The 9902-nt window shown below is 70.8% G+C and carries 10 protein-coding genes and 2 tRNA genes; 5 read left to right on the top strand and 7 right to left on the bottom strand.

What is annotated here, in order from left to right:
* The first annotated feature begins 593 nt into the window (after positions 1-593).
* Entirely contained in the window at positions 594-824 is a 231-nt protein-coding gene (locus ACWEVO_RS18920) for a hypothetical protein (protein WP_452308834.1), read from the top strand.
* Positions 825-829: 5 nt separating this feature from the next.
* On the opposite strand, the gene ACWEVO_RS18915 is transcribed toward ACWEVO_RS18920, so the two are convergent.
* Both ACWEVO_RS18915 and ACWEVO_RS18910 read right to left on the bottom strand, forming a co-directional pair.
* Entirely contained in the window at positions 830-1627 is a 798-nt protein-coding gene (locus ACWEVO_RS18915; RefSeq protein ID WP_452308833.1) for a carbon-nitrogen hydrolase family protein, read from the bottom strand.
* 41 nt (positions 1628-1668) lie between these two features.
* Complete coding sequence (locus ACWEVO_RS18910) at positions 1669-2502, bottom strand: EamA family transporter (protein ID WP_452308832.1); 834 nt, start codon at positions 2500-2502, stop codon at positions 1669-1671.
* Between the two features lie 41 nt (positions 2503-2543).
* Here ACWEVO_RS18910 and ACWEVO_RS18905 point away from each other — a divergent pair, with 41 nt between their 5' ends.
* Positions 2544-3170 carry a helix-turn-helix domain-containing protein gene (locus ACWEVO_RS18905; protein WP_452308831.1) on the top strand — a complete coding sequence of 209 codons (627 nt, stop codon included), beginning with the start codon at positions 2544-2546 and terminating at the stop codon, positions 3168-3170.
* Between the two features lie 24 nt (positions 3171-3194).
* On the opposite strand, the gene clpX is transcribed toward ACWEVO_RS18905, so the two are convergent.
* The 5 genes from clpX to ACWEVO_RS18880 form a co-directional block, all read right to left on the bottom strand.
* Positions 3195-4490 carry an ATP-dependent Clp protease ATP-binding subunit ClpX gene (clpX, locus tag ACWEVO_RS18900; protein WP_452308830.1) on the bottom strand — a complete coding sequence of 432 codons (1296 nt, stop codon included), beginning with the start codon at positions 4488-4490 and terminating at the stop codon, positions 3195-3197.
* A gap of 215 nt (positions 4491-4705) precedes the next feature.
* Entirely contained in the window at positions 4706-5368 is a 663-nt protein-coding gene (locus ACWEVO_RS18895) for an ATP-dependent Clp protease proteolytic subunit (RefSeq protein WP_357553023.1), read from the bottom strand.
* A gap of 14 nt (positions 5369-5382) precedes the next feature.
* Positions 5383-6024 carry an ATP-dependent Clp protease proteolytic subunit gene (locus ACWEVO_RS18890; protein WP_452308829.1) on the bottom strand — a complete coding sequence of 214 codons (642 nt, stop codon included), beginning with the start codon at positions 6022-6024 and terminating at the stop codon, positions 5383-5385.
* Between the two features lie 173 nt (positions 6025-6197).
* Positions 6198-7544, bottom strand: a complete 1347-nt coding sequence (gene tig, locus ACWEVO_RS18885; protein ID WP_452308828.1) for a trigger factor — start codon at positions 7542-7544, stop codon at positions 6198-6200.
* A 144-nt stretch (positions 7545-7688) separates the two neighbouring features.
* A tRNA-Pro gene (locus tag ACWEVO_RS18880) sits at positions 7689-7762 on the bottom strand.
* A 248-nt stretch (positions 7763-8010) separates the two neighbouring features.
* On the opposite strand from ACWEVO_RS18880, the gene ACWEVO_RS18875 reads away from it, so the two are divergent.
* The 3 genes from ACWEVO_RS18875 to ACWEVO_RS18865 form a co-directional block, all read left to right on the top strand.
* A tRNA-Gly gene (locus ACWEVO_RS18875) sits at positions 8011-8084 on the top strand.
* A 262-nt stretch (positions 8085-8346) separates the two neighbouring features.
* Positions 8347-8571, top strand: coding sequence for a hypothetical protein (locus tag ACWEVO_RS18870; RefSeq protein WP_452308827.1), 225 nt, complete (start codon positions 8347-8349; stop codon positions 8569-8571).
* A gap of 114 nt (positions 8572-8685) precedes the next feature.
* Positions 8686-9902 (top strand): Hsp70 family protein (locus ACWEVO_RS18865; protein WP_452308826.1); only part of this gene is annotated, 1217 nt, incomplete at its 3' end.

The following is a 9902-nucleotide window of genomic DNA, read 5'->3' as shown; positions in this document are numbered from 1 at the left end:
GCCAGACACAAGCCTGACCAGTCCGGGGTAATAAATCAATTTGGCACTGGCTTATCAAGCACCCTGTTGAGTTCTCAAAGAACAACCACACACCAGCCAGAAGCTCTACACCGTAGAACCCCCGTCCGGGGCAACCTCTCCAACTTACCCGGTCCGACTTCCGCTGTCAACCTCGTGTCCGAGGTGATCAGCTTGGTCAGTCCGACCCACGCTGGCGCACACCGTATCCGGTGGTCGCTGCTGTCGTGGATTCCGGCGGACCGGCCGGCGCCGCTCTCGCGGCCACCCGCCCGGCTCCCTGCCGGCTTTCGAACTCTACCCGGTCGGCTCCGCGATCGCAACTCCGTCTTTCTCGGAGTGTCTCGCACCGCCCGGATCCTCAGTCTGGCTCGGCGTTTCCGCCACCAGCCTGGCGCCCGTTCTCGGCCGGTTTGCCCGGCCTCCCGCGTGCAGAGAGAAAGTTACGCGGACGCCGGCGAGAAGGCAAATCAATGATCGTCACTACTGCGGGAGCGCTGCCCGACGGACTCCGGCGGGCGAAATCACCGATCGAAGGGGGCCACCGCGAGCCGGCACGTGCCAGAGTGTTCGGCATGGATGACGTGTCCCGGCTCCCGGCGCCGACCACGCTCGCCGAGGAAGCCCTGCTCGGCCTGCTGCTGCCGTTCTGGCAGCTGGTCATCGGGGCCTTCGTGCTCGTCGTCGTCCTGCTGTCGCTCCGTCGCCTGGCCCAGCGCGGGCCCTCCCGGATGACCACCGCCCTGGTGATCACCGCCCTGGCGATCGTCGGTTTCACCGTGGTGGGTGTGTTGCTGGAGAGCTGACCGGCTCAGAGCCGACGGTTGGCCAGGCTGGGCAGCTCGGCGCGAATGGTCCGCAGCCGGTCCAGGTCCAGGTCGGTGACGGCCAGTCCCGGTCCGTCCGCGACCTGGCTGAGCACCGTCCCCCACGGGTCCACCACCATGCTGCGGCCGAAGCAGGTCCGCGCCGGCTCGTGGTCGCCGGTCTGGCCGGCGGCCGCGACGTAACACTGGTTCTCGATCGCCCGAGCCCGGAGCAGGACCTCCCAGTGGTCCCGGCCGGTGTGCATCATGAACGCGGCGGGCACCACCAGTAGCTCGGCGCCACCGTCCGTGGCGAGGCGCCGGTACAGCTCGGGGAAGCGCAGGTCGTAGCAGATCGAGAGGCCGACCCGCAGGCCCTCGACGTCGACCACCACCGGCTGGTCGCCCGGCGCGACCGTGGCCGACTCCCGGTACGACACCCGGCCCGGGATCTCCACGTCGTACAGGTGGATCTTGCGGTAACCGGCGGCGAGCGCGCCGGTGCGGTCGAAGACCAGCGAGGTGTTCCAGGTGTGCGCGGGATCCGGGCCGGCCTCGTGGAACGACCCGGCGATCACCCAGATGCCGAGCCGTCGGGCGACATCGGCGAAGAAGGTGCCGACCACACCGTCGACCGGTTCGGCCGGCGGCATCCGCTCGCCCGGGCCCAGGTAGTCGACGTACTCGGGAAGGACGGCGAGGTCGGCGCCGGCCGCCGCGGCCCTGACCAGCAGGGCCTCGGCGGCGGCCAGGTTCGCCTTCCGGTCGTCGCGGGCGTTGAGCTGGCAGACGGCGACGCGCATGGGGCTCAGCGTACGGGCGGGGGGCCGACCGGCGACAGGGCTCAGACGCTCGCCAGCACGAGCGCGCCGGCGGCGAAGCCGAGGCCGGCCAGCTGGACCGGCCGGAGTCGTTCCCGGTCGACGCCGAGCGCGAGCAGCACGGTGCTCGCCGGATAGAGCGAGGCGATGGCGGCGACGATGCTCAGGTGGCCCCGGGCGGCGGCGGCCAGGTAGAGCGCGTTCGCCGCGGAGTCCAGCAGGCCGGCGGCCGCGGCCCAGCCGAGCACCCGCCGGTCCAGCCGCAGGCCGGCCCCGGTACGCGCGGCGATGGCCAGCCCGAAGGCGATCGAGCTGACCCGGACGGCGAGCACCGGCCACATGCCGGCGCCCTCATCGGCCTGGCCGAGCAGGGCGAAGAAGACGCCGAAGAGCAGGCCCGCACCGAGGGCGGTGCCGAGCACCCGCCTCGACACCCGACCGGAGACGCCGCCCTCGCCGAGGCTGACCAGGGCGATGGCCACCACCGCGAGGCCCGCGCCGCAGAGGGCAAGGGTGCCCGGGGAGTGAGCGGTGAAGAGCCCGGCGACGATCGGCACCACCGCCGCGGTGATCGCGGTGACCGGCGCGACGACGGCCATCATGCCCGCCGAGAGGGCGCGGTAGAGCAGCATCACGCCGCCGGCGCCGGCCACCCCGGCGAGGAGTCCCCAGCCCAGGTCGAGCGGTCGGGGCGTGCCGGGGACCAACAGCACGAGCGCCACCAGCAACGGCACGCTGAGTAACTGCGAGACGACGGTGACGGCGATCGGGTCGGCCCGCCGGGACGCCTTGCCGCCGGAGAAGTCGGCCGTGCCGAACGCGACCGCGGAGACCGCCGCGAGCACAATGGGGAACATCAGGCAGTCGTACCACAATATTGACCGCGAAGGATAGTGTGATGACCGACGCCGGAACCGGGCGGGTAGGTGCGGTGACGTCCGCCGTCGCCCGGCAGGTGCACGAGCTGCGGGCCGCCCGCGGCTGGTCCTTCGAGGAACTGGCCGGCCGGTCCGGAGTCAGCAAAGGCATGCTGGTGCAGATCGAGGCGGCGCGGACCAACCCGAGCATCGGCACGCTCTGCCGGGTCGCCGACGCCTTCGGGGTCAGCATCGCCCGGCTGCTGGAGCCCGCCGAGGAACGCACCGTACGGATCTCCGCGAGCGACGCGGCCCCCGTGCTCTGGCGGGGCGACCGCGGCGGCGCGGCCCGGCTGCTCAACGGCCTCGGCGAACCCGACCTGGTGGAGCTCTGGGACTGGCGGCTCGAGCCCGGCGAGGCGCACAGCTCCCCCGACCATCCGCGCGGCACGCGGGAGATCCTGCACGTGCTCGCCGGGGCGGCCACCGTCACCGTGGACGGCGTCGACCACGACGTACGAGCCGGGGAGACGATCGAGTTCCTCGCCGACCGGGAGCACGGCTACCGTACGGCGGGTACGGAGACGCTGCGACTGGTGATGGTGGTGGTCACCCCGTCGGGCGAGTGGGACCGGCGGACCCGTTCACGCGGACCGCGCCCGAGCTGAGCCCGGGCGCGGTCGGCACGAGAGTCAGGCCGACTTCTCCTCGCGGTCCCGGCGAGCCCGGCGACCGGTGAACTCGCGCGGCACGATCGTCGGGTTCACGTTCTCCAGGACGACCTCGCGGGTGATCAGCACCCGGGCGGCGTCGGGGTTGCTCGGCACCTCGTACATCACGGAGAGCAGGACCTCTTCCATGATCGCCCGCAGCCCACGGGCGCCGGTGCCGCGGAGCATAGCCTGGTCGGCGATGGCCTCCAGCGCGGGCTGCTCGAACTCCAGCTCGACGCCGTCCAGCTCGAAGAGGCGCTGATACTGCCGGACCAGGGCGTTGCGCGGCTCGGTGAGGATGCGCACCAGCGCGGTGCGGTCGAGGCTGCGCACGTTGGTGATCACGGGAAGCCGGCCGATGAACTCGGGGATCAGGCCGAACTTGAGCATGTCCTCCGGCATGACCTGGCTGAAGATGTCGTCGGTCGACCGCTCCGAGACCGACCGGAGCCGGGCGCCGAAGCCGGTGCCGCCGGACCCGGTGCGGGCCTCGATGATCTGGTCGAGGCCGGCGAAGGCGCCACCGCAGATGAACAGCACGTTGGTGGTGTCGATCTGGATGAACTCCTGGTGCGGGTGCTTGCGCCCGCCCTGCGGCGGGACGTTGGCCACCGTGCCCTCGAGCATCTTCAGCAGCGCTTGCTGCACGCCCTCGCCGGAGACGTCCCGGGTGATCGACGGGTTCTCCGACTTACGGGCGATCTTGTCGACCTCGTCGATGTAGATGATCCCGGTCTCGGCGCGCTTGATGTCGTAGTCGGCCGCCTGGATCAGCTTGAGGAGGATGTTCTCCACGTCCTCGCCCACGTACCCCGCCTCGGTGAGCGCGGTGGCGTCCGCGATGGCGAACGGGACGTTGAGCATCCGGGCCAGGGTCTGCGCCAGGTGGGTCTTGCCGCAGCCGGTGGGGCCGAGCAGCAGGATGTTGGACTTGGCCAGTTCGACCCCGTCGTTACCGGAACCCGGGGCGCCGGCCGACTCGGCCTGGATCCGCTTGTAGTGGTTGTAGACCGCGACGGCGAGCGCCTTCTTGGCCTGCTCCTGGCCGACGACGTAGTTGTCGAGGAACTGGCAGATCTCCATCGGCTTGGGAAGCTCTTCCCACTTCACCTCGCCGGACTCGGCCAGCTCCTCTTCGATGATCTCGTTGCAGAGATCGATGCACTCGTCGCAGATGTAGACGCCGGGGCCTGCGATGAGTTTCTTGACCTGCTTCTGCGACTTGCCGCAGAAGGAGCACTTCAGTAGGTCGCCGCCGTCACCGATCCGTGCCACCTACGTTCTCCCTGCACTCGTCGGCCGGAACGCCGGCCCTGACCTGCGGGCGCCGGGCGCCCGTCCGTCCTGTCGTCCCACCCTGCCGGTCCGACCCAGCGAAGCGGTACAGACCCGACGTTACCCGCTGGCGGGAGTTTCTCCGACCCCCAAAGCGGGTGTGTCAGAGGTCGGCCGGGAACCGCGCCCCGGCCGACCTCCGACCTCCGCAGTGCTCAGCTCGCGGCGTGGGCCGCGAGGAGACCCTTCTTGCGGCTGGTCAGAATGGTGTCGACCAGCCCGTACTCCTTGGACTCCTCGGCCGTCATGATCTTGTCACGGTCGATGTCCTTGCGGACCTGCTCGACCGGGCGGTTGCAGTGCTGGGAGAGCATCGTCTCCAGCTGGGTCCGCATCCGCAGGATCTCCCGGGCCTGGATCTCGATGTCCGAGCCCTGCCCGTAGCCGCCCTCGGTGGCCGGCTGGTGGATGATGATCCGGGAGTTGGGCAGCGCCATGCGCTTGCCCGGCGTGCCCGCGGAGAGCAGCACGGCCGCCGCGCTGGCCGCCTGCCCGAGGCAGACGGTCTGGATGTCCGGACGGACGTACTGCATGGTGTCGTAGATCGCCGTCATGGCGGTGAACGAACCGCCCGGCGAGTTGATGTACATGATGATGTCGCGGTCCGGGTCGGTGCCCTCGAGCGTCAGCAGCTGGGCCATCACGTCGTTGGCCGAGGCGTCGTCCACTTGGACGCCGAGGAAGATGATCCGGTCCTCGAAGAGCTTGTTGTACGGGTTGGACTCCTTCATCCCGTACGACGTGCGCTCGACGAACGACGGCAGAACGTAGCGGTTGTGCACGGCCGCGAACTGGGGCGGCAGGCTCAGGTCGGTCATCGTCAGCTCCTCGGTCAGCTCAGGGTCCCGGCGCCTTCCGGAACCTGAGCGGCTCCGGTGATCACCTTGTCGATGAAGCCGTAGTCCATGGCCTCCTGGGCGGTGAACCAGCGGTCGCGGTCCGAGTCCGACTCGATCTCCGCGGCGCTCCGGCCGGTGTGGTGCGCGACCCGCTCCTGGAACATCCGCTTGGTGTACAGCATCTGCTCGGCCTGGATCGCGATGTCGGCGGCCGTGCCGCCCATGCCGCCCGAGGGCTGGTGCATCATGATCCGCGCGTGCGGCAGGGCGTAGCGCTTGCCCTTGGTGCCCGCGCAGAGCAGCAGCTGGCCCATGGAGGCCGCCATGCCCATCGCCACGGTCGACACGTCGTTGTCGATGAACTGCATCGTGTCGTAGATCGCCATGCCGGAGTAGACCGAGCCACCCGGTGAGTTGATCCAGAGGTTGATGTCGCGGTCCGGGTCCTCCGCCGCGAGCAGCAGGAGCTGCGCGCAGATGCGGTTGGCGACCTGGTCGGTCACCTCGCTGCCCAGGAAGATGATCCGCTCCTTGAGCAACCGGTTGTAGACCGAGTCGTCGAGGTTGCCAATGGTGTCGCCACCTCGGGCATCGATCGCCCGCAGCGGCTTCGCTGGGATGTGCATGTCGGTCATGGCAGCCCTTCGCTCTCCGTACCGTCCTACCCGACACTAACCGCTCAGCCGGGGGGCGTACTCCCGGTCGGGGCACTGTTCGCTCTCAGCGCAGTCACCCTCGGGGCGTACCCGGAAAAGGATTTCGGCCGCCGCCCGACGCGCAGCGCGGGACGGCGGCCGACACCCGATGATCAGTGCTCGTGGTTGTGCTCGGCCTCGTTCTGGGCCCGCAGCGCGTCGAGGGTGACCTCGTTGCCCGCCGAGTCCTTGATCTTGACCTTCTCCATCACCGAGGCGAGCGCCTTGCCCCGGCGGACGTCGCCGAAGACGGCCGCGGCGGCACCCGAGCGGACCAGCTGGTCGTAGTACTGCTGGGGGGCCATGCCGGCGCGCTGCGCGCGGTGCACGATCTCGTGGCCGAACTCGTCGTCGGAGACCTGCACGTCCTCGGCGTCGGCGAGGGTGTCCAGCAGGAGCTGGATCTTGACCCCGTCGGTCGCCGCCTCGGTCAGCTCGGCGTCGATCTGCTCCTCGGTCTTCTCCTCGGCGGCGAGGTACTCCTCCAGCGAGGCGCCGATCCGCTCCAGCTGGTCGACCATCGCGGCCTTGCGGCTCTCGACCTCCTCCTTGACGACACCCTCGGGCGCCGGCACCTCGGCGGCGGCGACCATCTGCTCGAGGGCCTTGTCACGGGCGGCGTAGATCTGCTCGACCTGCTTGCCGCGGGTGACCCGCTCGCGCAGGTCGTTGCGGAGCTCCTCGATCGTGTCGAACTCGCTCGCCAGCTGGGCGAAGTCGTCGTTGAGCTCGGGCAGCTCCTTCTCCTTGACCGTGCGGACGGTCACCGCCACGTCGGCGTCCCGGCCGGCGAAGTCGCCGCCGACCAGCTGGGTGGAGAAGGTGGTGCTGTCGCCGGCGGCCAGGCCGACCACGGCCTCGTCCAGCCCCGGCAGGAGCTGCTTGCTGCCCACCTCGTGCGAGATGTTGCTCGCCTGCCCGCCGGGCACGTCCTCGCCGTCGACGGTGGCGTTCAGGTCGATCTGGACGTAGTCGCCTTCCTGCGCGGCCCGCTCCACGGTCTTCAGCGTGGCGAACCGCTCGCGCAGGCTGTTGACCTGCTCGTCGATCTCGCTGTCGGCGACCTGGATCTCGTCGACGGTCACCTCGATGGTGGCCGGGTCCGGCAGGGTGATCTCCGGACGGACGTCGACCTCGGCGGTGAAGTTCAGCGAGTCACCGTCGTTGAACTCGGTGATCTCGACCTCGGGACGGCCGAGCGTCTTCAGGTCGTGCTCGCGGACCGCGGCGAGGATGTTCTGCGGGATCGCCTCCTGCACCGCCTCGTTGAGGACGGTGCCCCGGCCCACCCGCTGGTCGATGACCGCGGCGGGAACCTTGCCCCGGCGGAAGCCGGGAACCTGGACCTGCTGGCCGATCTCCCGGTACGCCTTCTTGAGGCTCGGCTCGAGCTCGACGAACGGCACCTCGATGGCGAGCCGCACGCGCGTCGGGCTCAGAGTCTCGACGGTGCTCTTCACAGGCGTACTCCTTGCGGATCTTGGTATTGAAGTCTGGGCGTGATTGCGCGCATCGAGTGTAGGCGAGCCGACCTGCTGCATCGGCAGCGCCCGGGTACCGCGCGGAAATCGGCGGTCCCGGGACAGGCCGGTCGCGAACGACAGTCGGGGTGGCGGGATTTGAACCCACGGCCCCTCGCTCCCAAAGCGAGTGCGCTACCAAGCTGCGCCACACCCCGTGGCGACGAGAAGTGTATGCCGTCGGCGCCCCCGGCACGGTCACCGGCCCGCCCCGCGCCGGGCGAGAGGGCGCCCGCGCCCCGGCCGGAGGCCACACTTTCAGGGAAAGTGTGGCCTCCGGGCGCGAAGAGGGGCCTCTTTCCGGGAAGTTGTGCGGATCATGCGGGCGCGACGCGGGTACGGGGCCGCGCGTCCGCTTCCGGGATTCGGTAGGCTGTCTCGCGCGCCCCGCGACAGCGGGGCGAACGCGGGCGTAGCTCAATGGCAGAGCTTCAGTCTTCCAAACTGACGGTGCGGGTTCGATTCCCGTCGCCCGCTCCACACCCGAAGGCCCGGGCAGACCGCCTGATCGCGGCACCTGGGCCACCCCGCCTCTCCCCCATGCGGCATCTTGCGGGCCATCCGCTTGCCATTCGCCGGCCCTCCCTGCCGATGCGGCGGTCCGTCGCGGGCCCTCTGGACACGACGACTGGCACCGCCAGGCCCGGGAAATCCAGGCACAGCGCGGTACCCTCGCGGCGTCGTCCTCTGCCAGACACTCGGAAAGTGTTGCGATATGACCGGGCCGCCCCCTGTCGCACTGGTGTCGATCCTCGTCCTGCTCGCCGTACTTGGCGTTGACGTATGGGTCTACGCGGATGCGAAGGAGCGACAGCGGAGCGGGAACCCGGTCTCGGTTTCGCTCGCGTCCTTCCGCGTCCAGACCCCCGAGGCATGGTTCCTGGGCTGTTTGATCTTGTGGGTCGTGTTCGTCCCGCTCTACCTGACCGCGACCGGACGCAATCCCTTTGCTCGCAGCGGCGGTTGAGAGACGAGCTCCCGCTGGCCGCCGCGCACGCTCTCGCGCCGGAGATCGACGCGCGGCGGGGGCTGCGTACGATGCGGGGCCGGGCATCCCCTCGTCGGGTGGAGGTGGGCACGGATGTCAGGCCAGCAGGACGGCTTCGCCCTCGGCGTCGACCTCGGCACCTCGAACACCGTGGCCGTGCTGCGCTGGCCGGACGGACGGACCCGCCCGCTGCTGGTGGACGGGCACCCGATCGTCCCGTCCGGGGTCTACGCCGACACCGAGGGACGGCTGCACGTCGGGCGGGACGCCCAGCGGCTGGCCCAGGCGGATCCGACCCGGTACGAGGCGAACCCGAAGCGCCGGGTCGACGAGGAGACGGTCGAGCTGGGCGGACGGGCGTACCGGCCGGCGGAGCTGCTGGCGGCGACGCTGCGGGCGCTGGCCGAAGCCGCGGTGGCCGCCGTGGGTTTCCTCCCGCCGGCGGTGGTCACCCATCCCGCGGCCTGGACGGCGCCGCGCCGGCAGGTGCTGCACGACGCGCTGGAGCTGGCCGGCTGGCCCTCAGCCGCCGAGCACACCCTGTCCGGACCGATCGCGCCCGGCACCCGCCTGCTGCGCGAGCCGGTGGCCGCGGCCCGCTACTACACCCAGGTGCTGCGCCGGCCGGTGCCGGTGGGCGGCTCGATCGCGGTCTTCGACTTCGGCGGCGGCACCCTGGACGTGGCGGTGCTGCGCAACGAGGGCGCCGACCCGTGGGGCGACTCGGGCTTCCACCTGATCGCCACCGGCGGGGTGGCCGACCTCGGCGGCCTGGACCTGGACACCGCGCTGCTGCGGCGGCTCGGCGAACTGGTCGCCCCGGCGCAGCCGCGACAGTGGGCCCGGCTGACCAACCCGGAGCGCACCGCCGAGTGGCGGGACCGGCAGCAGCTCTGGGACAACGTGCGCGGCGCGAAGGAGATGCTCTCCCGGGTCGCGGTGGCGCCGGTGGCCGTGCCGGGGGTGGAGGCGGTGGCTCAGCTCTCCCGGGACGACCTGGAACGGCTCGCCGCACCGCTGCTGGCCCGGGCGGTGGCCGAGACCCGGCGGATGATCGCCGCCGCCGGGCTGACCCCCGAACAGCTCTCCGGTCTCTTCCTGGTCGGCGGGTCGACCCGGGTGCCGCTGGTGGCCCGGATGCTCCACGCCGAGCTGGCCATCGCCCCGACCGTCCTGGAGCAGCCGGAGCTGCCGGTCGCCGAGGGCGCGCTGACCGACCTGCCGCTGCCCCGGCTCACGACCGTATCGTCCCCGTCCGCCACGACGCCCAGCATGTCCACCAGACGCGCCACCGCGCCGGACGCCGGCTC

Source organism: Micromonospora sp. NPDC003776 (genome assembly GCF_053605645.1).
This window is presented reverse-complemented; position numbering and strand designations above follow the sequence as displayed.

Coding starts and splice junctions, on each gene's coding strand:
- ACWEVO_RS18920 (WP_452308834.1), top strand. CDS start 594: ATGGATGACGTGTCCCGGCTCCCGGCGCCGACCACGCTCGCCGAGGAA.
- ACWEVO_RS18915 (WP_452308833.1), bottom strand. CDS start 1,627: ATGCGCGTCGCCGTCTGCCAGCTCAACGCCCGCGACGACCGGAAGGCG.
- ACWEVO_RS18910 (WP_452308832.1), bottom strand. CDS start 2,502: ATGTTCCCCATTGTGCTCGCGGCGGTCTCCGCGGTCGCGTTCGGCACG.
- ACWEVO_RS18905 (WP_452308831.1), top strand. CDS start 2,544: ATGACCGACGCCGGAACCGGGCGGGTAGGTGCGGTGACGTCCGCCGTC.
- ACWEVO_RS18895 (WP_357553023.1), bottom strand. CDS start 5,368: ATGACCGACCTGAGCCTGCCGCCCCAGTTCGCGGCCGTGCACAACCGC.
- ACWEVO_RS18890 (WP_452308829.1), bottom strand. CDS start 6,024: ATGACCGACATGCACATCCCAGCGAAGCCGCTGCGGGCGATCGATGCC.